Raw genomic sequence first — 15,971 nt, forward strand, 5'->3', positions numbered from 1 at the left:
TTGGGGCCCGGCCATCTCACCCGCGGTTCGCTTCGTCATTCAGAGATCTGAAAAACGTCTTGTTCTGCAAGAGATTGTCTCATCCACGGCACCCGAAAATTAGTGCTGGACGCCAGGACCACACGGTTTTGCCGTACGCACGGCCCGCCATTTCGCCGCAGTTTTTCCAGCCCTGTCGACGGAGCCGGAAACTTACAGACGAGACGAACCTGACAGCGCCGCTCATCCGGCACGAAGTCTTGGGCTCACGGAGAGCAATCCGCCCTACCCGCACTTCTCGCGCCCAACGCTGCCGCGTCCACCGCAACCCGGCTCGCGACAGTGACGACACAAGATCGCCCCTCTTGGTGAGCCGGGATGGGCAGCATATGCGCCAATTCCGAATTTCGGTAAAGTGGAATATTTTCGCCCGCGCGGCTTGACGCCCTCTCGGGTGTTTTGCCCGTCGGGCAACGAGAGCTCGACGCGAAGCGCCGCCCGATGACAGGCTCCGCGCAATCCGGGAAAGGCGTGGGCGCCGGACGAGCGGTCCCGGATCGGGCTGCGCTCCATCCGGGCGACCGATCACCCGCGCCCGCCCGGCAGTCCGCCTTCCGCCTTGTATGCATTATCCCAGTTGCCATCCCCGCGGACTTCGCTTTACATGCCGGCAACTCGCCCGCGGATGACGGCCGGGGCTCAAAAATCCCACACATTTTCAAAGGGACGGAATATGGCGCGTAACATCCTGATTCTCGGGGCTTCCTACGGTTCCCTGCTGGGCACGAAGCTGCTGATGGCGGGCCATAACGTGTCCCTGGTCTGCCGCGCCAAGACCGCTGAGCTGATCAACCGTGACGGTACCGAGGTGCGCATCAAGCTGCGTGACGAGGCGGTGCACCGGGCGATCTTCTCGCGCGACCTGCCCGGCAAGCTCGACGCGGTGACGCCGGGCAATGTCGACCTCTCGCGCTACGACATGGTCGGCCTGGCAATGCAGGAGCCGCAATACACCAACCACACGGTCCGCGTTCTCATGGTCAAGATCGCCGCGGCGAAGCTGCCGTGCCTGTCGATCATGAACATGCCGCCGCTGCCCTACCTGAAGCGGATCCCGTCGCTTGCCGACATGGATCTCGAGGAGGCCTACACCAATGCGCAGGTGTGGGAGCGCTTCGAGCCCGGCCTGGTGACGCTGTGCTCGCCCGACCCGCAGGCCTTCCGTCCGCCGGAAGAAGCCGCCAACGTGCTTCATGTCGGCCTGCCGACGAATTTCAAGGCATCGGCCTTCGCCGACGAGAAGCACAACAAGGTGCTGCGCGAGCTCGAAGCCGACATCGACGCGGTGACGCTCGACGGTCACGACGTGCCGGTGAAGCTGAAAGTGTTCTCTTCGCTGTTCGTGCCGCTGGCGAAATGGTCGATGCTGCTGACCGGCAACTATCGCTGCATCACGCCGCACGAGCCGCAGTCGATCCGCGACGCCGTGCACGGCGATCTCAAGCGTTCGCAGACGATCTACGATCATGTCGACGCGATCGCCCGCCGTCTCGGCGCCGATCCGCAGGACCAGGTGCCGTTCGCGAAATACGCCAAGGCCGCCGAAAGCCTGCTCAAGCCGTCATCGGCCGCGCGCGCGGTCGCGAGCGGCGCGCCCTTCATCGAGCGCGTCGACCTGCTGGTGAAGCTGATCTCGCATCAGCTCGGCGCCCCCAATGCCGAGATCGACCGCACGGTCGAGACCGTGGACCTGAAGCTGAACGAGAAGATCGTGCAGGGCGGATCTGGCGCGCAGTAGCAGCGTGCCGGCGCTGCCGTCATAGGTCGCGCCGGCCTGCACTGATCGAATTGTCGATGCAGATCGGATCGCCCCTGAGCATGGGCTTACAATTTGGCCCAATACGGGCGATCCTGCTCAGCAGTCCGTTTGCGTAAATCCCGCATACATGCGACTGCTAGCCGTCACGCGAGCGCCGATTTCCGCAGGTTCCGGGGCAGCGCGATGGCCGGATCGAAGGGCTGAAGAACAAGTAGAAGACGATGGATCAGACGGCGTTGCAGGTCGCTCGCGCGGTGGAGGCCGGCGCGACGACGATGAAGGGGATCGTTGACGCGACCGGATTGTCCCGCCTCAAGGTCGAGCGCGCGCTGAGCACGCTGGAGAAGCAAAAGCTCCTGGTCCGCGACGGCCAGGGTTTTCGCGCGACCGGCCTGCCGAAAACGGCGCCGCTGACCCGGCAGTGCGGATCGTGCAACGCCTGCTGCGATATCCTTGAAGTGGCCGCCGTCGACAAGCCGGTGAACCAGCTGTGCAGACACTGGCAGACGGGAACCGGGTGCACCATCTACGACCGCCGCCCGCAGATGTGCCGGTCGTTCGTCTGCGCCTGGCTGCAAGGTCATCTCGATGATGCGTGGTTTCCGGCGACGTCCGGCATCATCGTGCATTTCAGCCAGGACGCGGTCAACGTGACGGTCGACGACCACTGCCCCGATCGCTGGCGCGAGGAGCCTTATTTCAGCAAGCTCGTCGAATGGTCGCTGAACGGGATCAGGCGGATCGGTAACCGCGGCTACGCGACCCTCGTGGTCTCCGGCGAGAACCGGTTCCTGCTGCTCGGACGCACCATCGTTCCCGAGCCGACGCTGTTCGGAACGGCGTTCCTGCCGCTCACCACCGACACCTTCCGGTTCTGGCGCGCGACATCGCCCGAGCATCTGCAGCGGCTGCACGAGCGCATCGCCGAGATCGAGCGTATCCGGCAGGAATTCGGCTCCTGTGCGATCCCCGAGAACGAGGACGACGATCCGCAGGCGCCCTATCGGCCCGCACTTTTACGGCAATCGAATCACGCCTGAACTCCGCCGTGGGCAACACCGCATGATTCGCACGGTGCCGCTCGACGCGCCCCGGCCGGGTTGATAAGCCCCACTCCGCGAATGATGGGGACTTGAGTCGGGGACATGACAGTTGCGATCGAGATGGGGCAGACCACGGCAGGCGCCGCGGCCGCCATGGACCTCGAGGAACTGCTGGCGACCCGGCTCCTGGTGCAGGGCAATTCGGGCTCCGGCAAGTCGCATCTGTTGCGGCGGCTGCTCGAACAGAGCGCGCCCTGGGTGCAGCAGGCCATCATCGACCCCGAAGGCGACTTCGTCACGCTGGCCGAGCAATTCGGTCATCTGGTGATCGAGGCCGAGGATCACACCGAGCGCGGCCTTCAGGTCGCCGGCGAGCGCGCGCGGCTGCATCGCGTCTCCACCGTGCTCAATCTCGAAGGGCTGGACGCCGAGAACCAGATGCGGCGTGCCGCGGCGTTCCTCGGCGGCCTGTTCGACGTCGACCGCGATCACTGGTACCCGATGCTGGTGGTGGTCGACGAGGCGCAGCTGTTCGCGCCGGCGGTCGCCGGCGAGGTCTCGGACGAGGCGCGCAAGCTCTCTCTCGGCGCGATGACCAATCTGATGTGCCGCGGCCGCAAGCGTGGCCTCGCCGGCATCATCGCGACCCAGCGCCTGGCAAAACTCGCCAAGAACGTCGCGGCGGAAGCCTCCAATTTCCTGATGGGCCGGACCTTCCTCGACATCGACATGGCGCGCGCCGCCGACCTGCTCGGCATGGAGCGGCGGCAGGCCGAATCCTTTCGCGATCTCGAGCGCGGACAGTTCATGGCGCTCGGCCCGGCGTTGTCGCGACGCCCCCTGCGTTTGCATATCGGCCCGACCGACACCCACGCGCGCAATTCCACGCCGCGGCTGATGCCGATGCCGGAAGCCGCACTCGAGGATATGCGCGCCGTCATCCTGGCCGCACCGCCGCCCGATGCCAGCCGCCCGCAGCGCCGGCCCGCGCCTGATCTGCTCGAGCAGCTCCGCGCCGCGAAGGCGGCCGCGCCGGAGATCCGGCCTGAGGTGGCCGAGGTGCCGATCAGCGCCGAGGAGCTCGCCGAGCGGCGCGAGCGCGTCGATCGTACGCTTCGCGCCGTGCTCGCCGAGCCCGATGCCGGCTTCCGCGCCGTCGGCGTGCTCTATCAGGAGTTCGTGGTTCGCTGCCGCATCGAGGGCCTCGGCTCCGCGGTGCCTGATCTGAACGAATTCCGCCGCATGCTGACGCGCGCGCGCGCCGGGCTCGGCGCCGAGCATGCCGAGGACGATGTCTGGCAGGACGTGTCGCTGCGCGCCTCGATCCTGCCCGACGACATGCAGGGCGTGTTCATGATGATCGCACGCGCGGCGAAGGAAGGCTGGCCCTGCCCCGGCGATGCCGCGATCGCGCGTGCCTACGGCTCGCATTCGCTGCGCCGCGCCCAGCGCCTGCTCGGCTACATGGAGGAGCAGGGCCTGATCGTCTGCCAGCTCGACGGCGCCGGCCGCCGGATCGTGACGCTGGTGGAGCTGGCCTGGGCCACCGCGCCGGGCGATCCCAACGGCGACGATCTGCCGGCGGAGCCGGTTCCGAGCGCGGCCTCGGCTTGAGATCGCCTAGAACGTCCCGGCGACAGTCAGGCGAAAGCTCAGCGGCTCGACCGGGTGCAGCACGTAATCCATCACGCCGTTCTGGCAGACCGCCGTCGGCGCGACGCCGCCGGTGCAGAGATTGTACAGCGTGTCGGTCTTGAGCAGCGAACCGTAGGCATAAGTGATCTGGTTCGCCTGCGTGTTGAAGAGATTGAGCACGTCGAGCTGGATGCGCCAGCCGTTGTCGATGCGATAGCCGAGGCGGCTGTTGAAGATGCTGGTCGCGGACGAGCGGAACGCATTGTCTTCCGTCAGCGGGCTCGACGCCAGATAGCGCCAGCGCAAAGCCCCAAACCAGCCGGTCTTCTCGCCGAGCGTGATGCCGACTGATGCCACCATCGCCGGCGCGTTCGGAATGTAGTTGCCGGGCGCGTTGCCGATCTGCGCTTCGGGATAGCCCGCGAGCGAGGCGTAGACCTCCGCCTGCTCGCTGTCAGTGCCGCGGAAGCGCGCATGCGTCATGGCGAGATCGGCATCGATGTCGATCCACGAGCGCGGGCGGTAATGATTGGTCCACTCGAAACCGTAGCGGCGGCTGGCGCGGGTCGCCGAGGTATCGCCGGCATCGCCGGAGAACAGGATCTCGGAATCCTGATCGAGGATGAAGAGGCTGAACGAGGTGTCGAGGCCGGGCACGATCTTGCTGCGGACGCCAACCTCCGCGCCCCTGGTACGCACCAGCAGCGGCGACGGCGTCAGTCGCGTGGCGGGATCGCTCGGATCTTCCGTCGTGGTCGCGCCGCGCGCGTCGTTCGAGTGCATGCCGGTGCCGGCGCCGAGGAAGAATTCGGTCTGGTTGAACGGGCCGAGCGCCACGCGGAATTTCGGGCTGCCGAGCGCGGCGTCAGTGCGGCCGGAATTGTTGGCATTGAACAGCGAGGTGACGTCGGCCGCATAGTAGTCGCCGCGCAGGCCGACAGTGGTCCTCAGCCAATCAGTCCAGCGCACGGTGTTCTCGGCGAAGACACCGACGCTGCCCTCGCCGACCTTGTCGCTGCGAATGCTTGAGAGGAAGCCGCGCTGGAACGTGTTGCTCAGCGCCAGATCGATCGAATCATAGCGCGATTGCAGGCCGATCGTGGTCTGCATCGGCAGGCCGGCGAACGAGCCGTTCAGCGTGCGCGAGATGTTGGCGCCCGCCATCAGGCGGTCGTCGTGCTGGTGGAACTGGTCGCCGAGCACGGGATCGCTGAGGAAATAGGTGAAATTGTTGAAGAGGTCGAGCTGGCTCTTCACGACGTAGGCGTTGGCCTTCCACGACCCCACATCGTCGCTCTGCGCGATGCGGCCGGAGAGCGCAAAGCGGTTGGTGTTGCCGCCGTCGCTCGGATCTTCCGAGCCGAAGCGGTCGATAAAACCGGCGGTGATCGCACGCTGCGGCACCTGGTCGGTCGAATTCCATTTGTTGGCATAGGCCATGCCGGCGATGGTCAGGCCATCCGTCGCGGTGCCCCGGCTGTAGCGCACGAGACCGTTCAGCTTGCGCACGTTGTCCGGATTGTCCCAGGGGCCATTGTAGGTGCCGATCTCGCCGGCGACGAGCAGCGAACCGTCACCGACTTTCGCTGAGTCCATGCCGAGAAGACGACGATAGCCAAAGCTGCCGGCGGTCACCTGCGCGAGGCCCTTTTCGGTACGGTCGATCAGGCCGATGCGCACGCTGCCGACAGAGGCGAAATCGCTCTCGTCGGCGAAGTACGGCCCCTTGCGCGCATCCATCGCGCTGATGGTTTCCGGGATCAGCCAGTTGAGATCGGCATAGCCCTGGCCATGCGCGTGGGTGCGCATGTTGACGGGGACGTCATCGACATAGATGGCGAGATCGGTGCCGTGGTCGAGATTGTAGCCGCGCAGAAAATACTGGTTGGCTTTGCCTTCGCCGGAATGCTGGGTGACGATCAGCCCCGGCACGGCTTCGAGCACCTCGCCCGGCCGGGCGAAAGGACGCGCATTGATCTCATCGCCGGAGACGGTGATCTCGCTCGCCATGCCTGGCGGGCCCTTTGCGCCGGAGGCGACGCTGCGGGCGTCCGAGGCCGGAGCCTGCGTCGGCTGAGCCACGTGACGGCGATTGGCCAGGACCGGCTTGCTGGCTCGCCGCGATGCGGGCAGTCTCTTGTGAGGCGTCGTCTCGCCGCCGGAGACCTCGATCGGCGGCAGTTCGCGCGAGGCGCTACTGCTCTGCGCGAACGCGCTGCCGTCATCCGCGAGAAGCATGATGGCCGAAAATGCCGTCAACGCTCCGCAACGACGGCCGAGCTCAGGCCGCCTCGGTCGCATCGGCGCCCCGAAGTACATTCGCGCGGGACGCGGCGCCCGCAAACATGCGGCGATAGAGCACGACCGAAACGAGCCAGGCGATCGCAAACAGCGCGATCACGGCGAAGCCGACATTGGCGAGCGACTCGTTGAGGCCGTCGACCAGCGTCCACACCCCGCCGGTTAGACCAAGCCGGTCGGCGATCAGGCCGAGCGCCTCGATGCCGCCGATCAACAGCGCCACCGCGACGGAGGCGCCGGTGATGGTGAGGTTGTACCAGAGCTTTCGCAGGGGATCGACGAAGGCCCAGCGATAGGCGCTGACCATCAGCGCCGAGTCGGCGGTGTCGACCAGCGCCATGCCCGACGCGAACAGCGCGGGAAAGACCATGACGTCGACGAGCGAAGCGCCGCGCGCGGCTTCCGTCGCGGAGATGCTGAGCAGGCCGATCTCGGTCGCGGTGTCGAAGCCGAGCCCGAACAGGAACCCGAGCGGGAGCATGTGCCAGGGCTTTGTCACCAGGCGGAACATCGGGCCGAGCAGGCGCGCCAGGAATCCGCGGCTCGCCAGCAGCGCGTCGAGCTGCGCGGCGTCGTGGATGCCCTGCGCGCGCGCGATGCGAAACGTCCGCCACAGGCCGACGAAGATGGCGAGATTGATGGCCGCGATCACGAGCAGGAACAGCGCCGACACCGATGTGCCGATGAGGCCGCCGATATCCCTGAGCAGGCTGTCGCCGCCGAGGCTTACCACCCCGAGTGCCAGCAGCATGGTCGCGACCACGACCACGGTGGAATGGCCGAGGGCGAAATAGAGGCCGACGCTGCGCGGCGCACCGCCCGCATGCATCAGCTTGCGCACGACATTGTCGATGGCGGCGATGTGGTCGGCATCGACGGCATGGCGGAGGCCAAACACCCAGGCCAGCAGCGCGGTCGCCATCACCGTCGGCCGGTCACCGAACGCCGCGAAGGCCCAGGCCCATGCGGCGACGTTGGCGGCGATGAGCCCGCCGAACAGCAACACGGTGGCGGGCTCCACCGCCCGTAGGGACCATTTCGTCACGACAATCATTCCGTTCGCACGCCCCTTCGCGGCAACGGTATGATCTTTTCATAGAATGATCACACTAACCAATGCAATTCCAGGGGGCCGCTTTGCAGGAATGCTTGTAACCATCCTTCGAGACGCCCACTGCGCGGGGTCCTCAGGATGAGGCCTGGATTCGCGGCCACGTTGCGAGCAGACCCTCATGGTGAGGAGCCCGCGCAGCGGGCGTCCGGACGATGCTCTGCATCGCCGGGCGAACCATGCAGGCCGAGATGGTGCTACGCGGCCTCGGAACCACCAAGATAGGCATCGCGGATGCGGGGGTCGTCCTTCAGCGCCCGCGCCGGGCCTGAGAGCACGATCTTGCCGGTCTGGAGCACATAGGCCTCGTGCGCGATCTCGAGCGCGAGGCTGGCGTTCTGTTCGACCATGAAGACCGACACGCCTTCCTGGTTGATGGTGCGGATCAACTCCAGCACGCGGTCGACATAGAGCGGCGACAGGCCCATGGTCGGCTCGTCCATCACGATCATCCTCGGACGGCTCATCAGCGCGCGCGCCATCGCGACCATCTGCTGCTCGCCGCCGGAGAGCGAACCGGCACGCTGCGACAGCCGCTGACCAAGCTTCGGGAACAGCGTCAGCATCTTGTCGAGATCCTGCGCCACCGCATCGCGGTCGTTGCGCACGAAGGCCCCCATCAGGATGTTTTCGCGCACGCTCATGTCCGCGAACAACCGCCGCGCCTCGGGAACAGATGCGATACCACGGCGGACGATCTGCGGCGTGGTGAGCCCGAGCAGCGAGGCACCGTCGAAGGTCACGTCACCCGAGCGCGGTTTCACCAGGCCCAAGATGATCTTCATCGTGGTCGACTTGCCGCTGGCATTGCCGCCGAGCAGGCAGACGATATGGCCGCGGCCGACCGTGATCGACAGGTCGAAATGCACCTGCGCCTGGCCGTAGAAAGTGTTGACGTTCGAGAGCGCCAGCAGCGGCTCGGATGCGCCAGTCGTCATACCACGCTCTCCCGCTCCGGCGTCTCCGACAGGCCATGGCCGAGATAGGCCTCGATCACCTTGGGATCGCCACGCACCACTTCACCCGGCCCTTCCGCAATCTTCTTGCCCTCGTCCATGACGATGACGCGGTCGGAGAGGCGCATCACCATTTCAAGCTTGTGCTCGATCAGGAGGATGGTCAGCCCCTCGGCCTTCAGCTCGGCGACGAGGCCCTGCATCTCCGCGGTCTCGGTCGGGTTCATGCCGGCGGTCGGCTCGTCGAGCAGCAACAGGCGCGGCTTCAGCGCAAGCGCGCGCGCGATCTCGACGCGGCGGCGGTTGGCATAGGACAGGCTGTAGGCCGGCTGGTCGATCCGCGGCAGCAACCGCTCGCCGAAGCGTGCGAGAATAGTCTTCATCTCCTCGCGCAGCCGTTCCTCTTCGTCCCTGACGCTGGCCGGACGCAACAGCGCCAGCCCCAACTCCAGCAGCGGGCCGATCACAGGCACTGCGGGCTTCACCGCGCGCAGCCGCGTATGCGCGCCGATCAGGACGTTGTCCATGACGCTGAGATTGCCGAAGACGCGACCGAGCTGGAACGTGCGCGCGATACCTCCAGCAGCGAGCCGTTCGGGCGACAGACCCGTGATGTCCTGACCTTCAAAGCCGACATTGCCGGCATCGGGCCGATCGAGCCCGGTCACGAGGTTGAACAGCGTCGTCTTGCCGGCACCGTTCGGGCCGATGATGCTGATGAGCTCACCCCTGGCGAGATCGAGGTCGATGGCGTCCACGGCCGTGAGGCCGCCGAAACGGCGCGTCAATCCGCGCAGGGACAGCATGGGCGCGTGCTCCGCCATCATATCGTGCCCAACAGGCCCTGCGGCCTGAACCGCACGAGCAGCAGCAGCACGATGCCGTAGATCAGGATGCGATACTCCGCCGCGATCCGGAACACCTCCGGCAAGCCGACCAGCGCGACCGCTCCGACGATGGCGCCGACGACGTTGCCGAGGCCGCCGAGGATCACGACGGTCAGCGCCAGGATGGATTGCTGCGTGTTGAAGGTCTCGTGGTTGATGTAGGAATAGAGATGCGCGGCGATGCCGCCGCTGACGCCGGCGGCGAAGCCGCCGAAGATGAAGGCCAGCGACTTGTAGCGGTTCAGGCTGAGGCCATAGGCGCGCGCGGCGATGTCGTCGTCGCGGATGGCGCGGAAGCTGCGGCCGAGATGCGAGCCGAGCAGCCGCCCCTGCAGCAGCGCCAGCACGACCATCACGACAAAGCTGAACCAGTAGATCGAGGTCGGGCTGACCAAATCGTAGCCAAACAGCGACAGCGGCGGAATGCCGGAGATGCCGATCGGGCCGCGGGTGACGCTCTCCCAGTTCAAAATCACCAGCGACACGATCTCGCCGATGGCCAGCGTCGCGATCGACACATAATGCCCGCGCAGACGGAACGACGGCGAGATCAATGCCGTGCCGAGCGCGGCGCTCATCAGGCCGCCGGCGATGATGGCGAGGCCGACGGGGACGGAGAAATTCAGCGACAGCAGCGCCGAGGTGTAGGCGCCGATCGCGAGCAGCGCGGCATGTCCGAGCGAAACCTGTCCCACCGTGCCCGCAACCAGCGTCAGGCTGAGCGCGAGCATGCCGAGCAGCCAGGCGTTGATCAGGGTCTGGAGCACATAGAAGGACACCGGGAAGAACGGCAGGATCGCGAACACGCCGGCGGCAACCAGCAGCGCCCAACGCGGAATCCGCACCGGGCGGCTCGGCGCGATGAAGGTGCCGGTGAGCGGCTCGGGTGGCGCCTGCCGCGCGCTGGCGAACAGGCCGTTCGGACGCAGCACGAGCACGACGACCAGCAGCAGGAACGCGAACAGATTGCGGTAGCTCGTGCCGAACACGGCGACGCCGTAGCTCTCGACCAGCCCGAGCAACAAGCTGCCGATCACGGCGCCCGGCACGTTGCCGGCACCCCCGACCACTTCCGCAACGACGCCCTTCAGCGTTGCCTGCAGGCTCATCGCGGTGTCGATCTGGTTGTAGTACATGCCGACCAGCAGGCCGGAGACGCCACCGAGCGCCGCCGCAATGCCAAACACGGCCTGATTAACCCGGTTGACGTCGACGCCCATCTGCATCGCGGCATCGCGGTCCTGCGCGGTCGCGCGCACCGCCCAGCCGAGCTTGCTGTAGCGCAGGAACACGAACAGCAGCAGCGCGCTGGTGAGGCCGACGCCGGCGATCAGCAGATCAAGCGGTCCGATCGTGCCGCCAGCGACCTGGAAACGCACGTCGGGCAGCTGGCTCGGCAGCGCGCGCGGGTTGGGCGAGAAGGTCAGCATCACCAGCTGATCGAGCACGAAGCTGATACCGATGGTCGCGAGCAACGGCGCGATGCGCACGGAATTCTGGAGCGGACGCAGGCCGAACCGTTCGATGATCAGTCCGACGATCGCGGCCGCCACCGCCACCACGATGATGGTGAGCGGCAGCGGCGTATGCAGCTGCACCACCGCGACCCAGCCGATATAGGCGCCGACGAGATAGATCGAGCCCTGGGCAAAGTTGATCAGCCGGCTGACGCCGAAGATCAGCGCAAGCCCGACTGCAACGAGCGCGTAGACATTGCCGACGATCAGCCCGTTGATCGTGTAGTCGAGCCAGGAAGACACGCTGATATCACCGCGTAGAGAGGAAAGCGGCCGGAGCCCCCGCTCCGGCCATCATGTCAGGTCGGCTTGCCGTCCCAGAGCGCGAACTGGCCCTTGCGCACGACCAGCTCGGCGTTCATGGCGCCCTTGACGCGGCGAGTCGCGACGTCGAACGTCGCGGCGCCGAAGATGACGCTAGGGACGTCCTTGACCTTGGTGAAGGCGTCGCGGACCGCCTTGCGGTCGGTGCCGCCGATCTTCACCACGGCAGCCGCCATGTTCATCGCATCATAGGCGTAGGCGTTGAAGGCGTCTGGCTCCAGACCGTTGTACTTCTTCTTGAAGCCGGCGATAAATTTCTGCACCTCGGGCCGCGGGTCTTCCGGGAAGTAGCGCGTGCCGACATGGACCTCTTCGACGGCCTCGCCGCCCAGCTCCAGGAATTTCGGCGAGTAGACCGAGCTTGCCGCACAGATCACCTGCTTTAGCCCGACCTGCCGCGCCTGACGTGCGATCAGCGCACCGTCGGAGTAGTAGGAGATCAGGATCAACCCGTCCGGATTGGCATCGCGCACGCGCACCAGGGTGGAGCGGAAGTCGCGCTCCTCCGCGATATAACCCTCGGTGACCGCGATCTCCGCGCCATATTCCTTTGCAGCATTGACGAAATAGTCGCGGCTGGTGCGGCCCCAATCCGTGTTGAGGTGCAGCACCGCGAGCTTCTTCAGGCCGAGGCGCTTCACGGCATAGGACGCCAGCAGCGGCTGCTCGTCGGCCTGGCTGACCGAGGTGCTCCACATGAAGTCGCCACCCTTGGTGAAGTCAGGGTGCGAATTGGTGAAGCCGAACTGCACCAGGCCCGCGCGCTGATAGATCGGCGAAGCCGCCATCGAGGCGGGGCTGGAGAAATCGCCGAGCTCCAGGACGACGCGGGGATCGGAGACGAATTTCTGCGCGATCGCCACCGACTGGCGCGGATCGCTCTGGCTGTCCTCGAAATTGTAGGTGAGCTTGCGGCCGTTGATGCCGCCAGCCGCCTGGATCTCGTCCAGCGCGAGGTCGAAGCCCTGCTTCCACTGCGTGCCATATTGCGCGTTCGGCCCGGTCAGGGGGCCGCTGACGCCGAGCAGGATCGGCTCGGCGGATTGCGCAAAGGCGCCGCGCGAACCGGCTGCTCCCGCCATCATGGCGGCGAGCGAGCCCTTGACCAGGGTACGACGATCGATGTTGCTCATGCACGGCTCCATCCAGATAGTGTTGAAACAAACAGCAATTCTTGTGCCGGTGAGATTGCCTATTTCGAGGGCTCACCGAGTGACAGCATCAGCCGGTTCGCCCAGTTGAAGAACGAGGCGCCGTTGATGACGTCGACGATCTCGGCATCGTCGAGGCCGGCGCGGCGCAGCTCCTCGACATTCTCAGGGCCGAACGCGATCGGCGTCGCGGCCAGCGCGACCGAGGCCTTGACCACCGCGTTCCAGCGCTCGCCGAGGTCGGCCTGGACGCCTTCGTCGAGCAGCCGCTGCACGTCGTCGCGGCGCTTGGAATAGGTGCTGGCGAAACGCGCATGCACCGAAGCGCAGTAGATGCAGCCGTTATAGCGCGAGGTCGCGGCCGCCGCGAGCTCACGTTCGGCGCGCGGCAGGCCGTCGGCGACGTTGTAGAAGATGTCCTTGTCGGTCTTGGTGCGGGCTTCCAGCACCTCGGGATCGCGCACGAGAAGGCGGAAGTATTCGGACTTGGCACGGGAGCGATCGACCAGGCCCGCGAAATGCCGCTCGGTCAATTCGGCCTCGGGCAGCGGATCGATCCACGACACCCAGCCGAGTTCGTCCTGGGTGAAGACGACGGGCGGATTGACGTTGTTTGCAGCGCTCATGATGCAGTCTCCTTACGCGCCGGCCGCAGCGCTTGCGGTGCCCAGCGAGGCGCCGAGCACGCGCAGGCCCGTGACGACGCGCACCTGGAACGACAGGAACGCGACGAGCTGAGAGAAGGTGACGATGCCGGTGTCCGACCAGCCGGCGGCCAGCAGCGCCTTCATGTCGGCGGACGCGGCATCGCGCGGGCGGAACACCAGCAGATGCGCATGCTCCAGCGCCGCGGCGAGCCTGGCGCTAAGGACGGACCTGCCCTCCGCGCTCACGCGATAGATCAGGCCGGCCGTGTTCTCGACTGACAGCGGTCCGGCCGGATACGCACCGTACGGGCCTGACGTCTCGCCGCGCGCGATTTCGACCTCGATCGCCTCGGCCAGGCGCGCACCATCGGCGGTCGCCGCGAGCTTCGCCCGGTAGAAGGCGGCCACATTGGGCTCGCGGTGAAGGCCGATCACGAAGAGCGCGACCGCGGCGCGCTCCACAAGCGAAAAGTCGCCGGCGTCGATTGGCTCGAACAGCGAGAGATAGCTCTTCTGCGCGTTCTCGCGCGCCTGCAGGCGGCGTGCGCGAATGCCATTCAGAGCCGTGCCCGGTTCGATCCCGGCGAGCGTGTCGATGATATCTTTCGTAGCCATCAGTCAGCCTCGTGCAACGCGATCATTTTCACTCCGATCAGCCCGCCAGAGCCACGTCAGCTGCCGTCCGGGTCCAGCCCAGCGCCGGCGCGACCTTCTCCGCGACAAGCTCGATCGAGCGCAGGATATGGGGATGCGGCGCGTCCACCGAATGCGCCTGGAAGACGAGGTCGGTCACCCGCTCCAGCGTGGCATCGGCGCGGAGCGAGGCGATGACGTCGTCGGCCGCACCGACATGGGTGTCGAATGCGATGATCATCTCCTCCAGCGTCTCGCCAGGCCTGGCATGACCGCCCTTGAGGAACTGCGGCAGCGCGCGCCGCAGCCCGATATCGGCAAGGCGCATCGCTTCAGTCCGGTCGTCGGCGACGAAGACGCTGCGTGAGGCCATGATCCGGGGCTCGCATCCCGGCGGCAGCGCTTCAAGATAGGCATCGATGACCGGATTCTGGATCTCGGCGAGCGTGGCCTTCGGCGCCTCCTTGGTCCGGGGCTGGGTGCGCGACAGCAGCAGGCCATCGCCGGCCTTGCCCGCGCGCGCACCACCGGCGACCGAGAACGTCGCCTGCCAGATCCGCTTGTCCAATTGGGGCCGTTGCGGATAGAGCGTATCGCCACCAGTGAGCGGCTTGCCGACCAGGGCGGTGCGGACCACGTCAAGATTGCGGGCAAAGATCTCGTTGCGCTGGGCACTGTCGAGGCCGAAGGCGGCAAAGGCCGACGGATTGCCGCCAGTGCCGACGCCGAGCTCGAAGCGGCCGTTGCAGAGCAGATCGAGCACCGCGGCATCTTCCGCAACGCGGACCGCATTCTCCAGCGGCAGGGTGACGATGCCGGTGCCGAGACGGATGCGCGAGGTTTGCGCCGCGACGTAGCCGAGGAAGGTGAAGGGCGACGGCAGGCCGCCCTCGCGCTCGTGAAAATGATGCTGCGCGATCCACGCGGAATCGAGGCCTGCTTTCTCAGCGCGCACGATCTGCTCGGCGGCGAAGCGATAGCGCTCCGCTGGCGGGGCTTCATCGAGGAGCCGCGTGAAGAACCCCAGTCGTTTCAGGTTTGCAAAGCGTTTCATACGACCCCTGTCGGGCGAGGATGGGCCCCGATGATGTCGGTTGCCGCAGCTCCAGACAAGCGGGCATTGCGCAAGGCTGCCCGCCGGATCGCCCCCGCGCTGGACCTTGGTTAGGCAGATTGCCTACCAGCTCGGCAGCACCGCGCCCTTGAACTTGGTCAGGACGAACTCCTTCACCTCGGGCGTGTGGTAGCTGTCGACGAGGATCTTGACCCAGGGCTTGTCCTTGTCGGCGGCACGTACCGCGATCAGGTTGACGTAGGGTCCCTTCGGGTCCTCGCGCAGGATCGGATCCTTGACGGGATCGAGGCCCGCCTGGGTTGCATAATTGGTGTTGATCGCGGCAGCATCGACATCGTCGAGCGCGCGCGGCGCCTGCGCCGCATCGACCTCGATGAATTTCAGCTTCTTGGGATTCTCGGTGACGTCGAGCACCGTCGGCTTGAAGCCCGTGCCGTCCTTCAGCTTGATCACACCCTTGTCGCGCAGCAGCAGCAGCACGCGGCCGCCATTGGTCGGATCGTTCGGGATCGAGACCTTGCCGCCTTCAGGGATGTCGGCGAAGGCCTTGTGCTTCTTCGAATAGACGCCGATCGGGAAGTTCACGGTCAGCCCGACGGATTCGATCTTGTAGCCGCGGTCGGCCTTCTGGTTGTCGAGATAAGGCTGGTTCTGGAACGAATTGGCCTGGATCTCACCGGCATCGAGCGCGGCATTCGGCACGACGTAGTCGGAGAACTCGATCAGCTGGATGTCGAGGCCCTGCTTGGCGGCGATCGGCTTCACCGCCTCGAAGATCTGCGCATGCGGGCCCGGCGTCACACCGATCTTGATGGTCTCGGCGGTTGCTGCGGCCGACCAGGCGGCAAGCGCGGTTGCGAGGATCAAGGGGAGGCGAAACGACATCTTGGTCT

Annotated in this window: 13 protein-coding genes; 3 read left to right on the forward strand and 10 right to left on the reverse strand. The window is 66.1% G+C overall.

What is annotated here, in order from left to right:
- The first annotated feature begins 712 nt into the window (after positions 1–712).
- The 3 genes from AB7245_RS37050 (at position 713) to AB7245_RS37060 (ending at position 4,455) form a co-directional block, all read left to right on the forward strand.
- Positions 713–1,777, forward strand: a complete 1,065-nt coding sequence (locus AB7245_RS37050; RefSeq protein WP_085399601.1) for a ketopantoate reductase family protein — start codon at positions 713–715, stop codon at positions 1,775–1,777.
- Between the two features lie 242 nt (positions 1,778–2,019).
- Positions 2,020–2,838, forward strand: coding sequence for a YkgJ family cysteine cluster protein (locus tag AB7245_RS37055; protein ID WP_063981257.1), 819 nt, complete (start codon positions 2,020–2,022; stop codon positions 2,836–2,838).
- Between the two features lie 105 nt (positions 2,839–2,943).
- On the forward strand, positions 2,944–4,455 hold the full coding sequence (locus AB7245_RS37060; RefSeq protein WP_028154285.1) for an ATP-binding protein: 1,512 nt from the start codon (positions 2,944–2,946) through the stop codon (positions 4,453–4,455).
- A 6-nt stretch (positions 4,456–4,461) separates the two neighbouring features.
- On the opposite strand, the gene AB7245_RS37065 is transcribed toward AB7245_RS37060, so the two are convergent.
- The 10 genes from AB7245_RS37065 to AB7245_RS37110 form a co-directional block, all read right to left on the reverse strand.
- Positions 4,462–6,777, reverse strand: coding sequence for a TonB-dependent receptor (locus AB7245_RS37065; protein ID WP_085399606.1), 2,316 nt, complete (start codon positions 6,775–6,777; stop codon positions 4,462–4,464).
- Positions 6,758–7,831, reverse strand: coding sequence for a HoxN/HupN/NixA family nickel/cobalt transporter (locus tag AB7245_RS37070; protein ID WP_085399600.1), 1,074 nt, complete (start codon positions 7,829–7,831; stop codon positions 6,758–6,760). The genes AB7245_RS37065 and AB7245_RS37070 overlap by 20 nt, the downstream gene beginning before the upstream one ends.
- Positions 7,832–8,085: 254 nt before the next feature.
- Positions 8,086–8,826: an ABC transporter ATP-binding protein gene (locus AB7245_RS37075; protein WP_063981254.1), complete on the reverse strand. Its 741-nt coding sequence runs from the start codon at positions 8,824–8,826 to the stop codon at positions 8,086–8,088.
- Positions 8,823–9,671, reverse strand: coding sequence for an ABC transporter ATP-binding protein (locus tag AB7245_RS37080; protein WP_085399599.1), 849 nt, complete (start codon positions 9,669–9,671; stop codon positions 8,823–8,825). The genes AB7245_RS37075 and AB7245_RS37080 overlap by 4 nt, the downstream gene beginning before the upstream one ends.
- A complete protein-coding gene (locus tag AB7245_RS37085) occupies positions 9,668–11,491 on the reverse strand; it encodes an ABC transporter permease (protein WP_439035537.1) in 1,824 nt (607 codons plus the stop codon). Before AB7245_RS37085 ends, AB7245_RS37080 begins: the two co-directional genes overlap by 4 nt.
- Positions 11,492–11,547: 56 nt before the next feature.
- Complete coding sequence (locus AB7245_RS37090; protein ID WP_085399597.1) at positions 11,548–12,705, reverse strand: ABC transporter substrate-binding protein; 1,158 nt, start codon at positions 12,703–12,705, stop codon at positions 11,548–11,550.
- 59 nt (positions 12,706–12,764) lie between these two features.
- Positions 12,765–13,349: an alkylhydroperoxidase domain protein gene (locus tag AB7245_RS37095; RefSeq protein WP_085399596.1), complete on the reverse strand. Its 585-nt coding sequence runs from the start codon at positions 13,347–13,349 to the stop codon at positions 12,765–12,767.
- A gap of 12 nt (positions 13,350–13,361) precedes the next feature.
- Positions 13,362–13,985 (reverse strand): CMD domain protein, encoded by a 624-nt coding sequence (locus AB7245_RS37100; protein WP_439035538.1) that lies wholly within the window; start codon positions 13,983–13,985, stop codon positions 13,362–13,364.
- Between the two features lie 37 nt (positions 13,986–14,022).
- On the reverse strand, positions 14,023–15,057 hold the full coding sequence (locus tag AB7245_RS37105) for a putative FMN-dependent luciferase-like monooxygenase (RefSeq protein ID WP_085399594.1): 1,035 nt from the start codon (positions 15,055–15,057) through the stop codon (positions 14,023–14,025).
- Between the two features lie 123 nt (positions 15,058–15,180).
- Positions 15,181–15,963 carry a MetQ/NlpA family ABC transporter substrate-binding protein gene (locus AB7245_RS37110; RefSeq protein WP_038944047.1) on the reverse strand — a complete coding sequence of 261 codons (783 nt, stop codon included), beginning with the start codon at positions 15,961–15,963 and terminating at the stop codon, positions 15,181–15,183.
- Positions 15,964–15,971 lie beyond the last annotated feature (8 nt).

The organism is Bradyrhizobium sp. 604_D8_N2_3 (assembly GCF_051810765.1).
In the GTDB taxonomy this organism is placed as follows: domain Bacteria; phylum Pseudomonadota; class Alphaproteobacteria; order Rhizobiales; family Xanthobacteraceae; genus Bradyrhizobium; species Bradyrhizobium barranii.

Coding starts and splice junctions, on each gene's coding strand:
- AB7245_RS37095 (WP_085399596.1), bottom strand. CDS start 13,349: ATGAGCGCTGCAAACAACGTCAATCCGCCCGTCGTCTTCACCCAGGAC.
- AB7245_RS37080 (WP_085399599.1), bottom strand. CDS start 9,671: ATGATGGCGGAGCACGCGCCCATGCTGTCCCTGCGCGGATTGACGCGC.
- AB7245_RS37110 (WP_038944047.1), bottom strand. CDS start 15,963: ATGTCGTTTCGCCTCCCCTTGATCCTCGCAACCGCGCTTGCCGCCTGG.
- AB7245_RS37090 (WP_085399597.1), bottom strand. CDS start 12,705: ATGAGCAACATCGATCGTCGTACCCTGGTCAAGGGCTCGCTCGCCGCC.
- AB7245_RS37065 (WP_085399606.1), bottom strand. CDS start 6,777: ATGCGACCGAGGCGGCCTGAGCTCGGCCGTCGTTGCGGAGCGTTGACG.
- AB7245_RS37075 (WP_063981254.1), bottom strand. CDS start 8,826: ATGACGACTGGCGCATCCGAGCCGCTGCTGGCGCTCTCGAACGTCAAC.
- AB7245_RS37055 (WP_063981257.1), top strand. CDS start 2,020: ATGGATCAGACGGCGTTGCAGGTCGCTCGCGCGGTGGAGGCCGGCGCG.
- AB7245_RS37100 (WP_439035538.1), bottom strand. CDS start 13,985: ATGGCTACGAAAGATATCATCGACACGCTCGCCGGGATCGAACCGGGC.
- AB7245_RS37105 (WP_085399594.1), bottom strand. CDS start 15,057: ATGAAACGCTTTGCAAACCTGAAACGACTGGGGTTCTTCACGCGGCTC.
- AB7245_RS37060 (WP_028154285.1), top strand. CDS start 2,944: ATGACAGTTGCGATCGAGATGGGGCAGACCACGGCAGGCGCCGCGGCC.
- AB7245_RS37070 (WP_085399600.1), bottom strand. CDS start 7,831: ATGATTGTCGTGACGAAATGGTCCCTACGGGCGGTGGAGCCCGCCACC.
- AB7245_RS37050 (WP_085399601.1), top strand. CDS start 713: ATGGCGCGTAACATCCTGATTCTCGGGGCTTCCTACGGTTCCCTGCTG.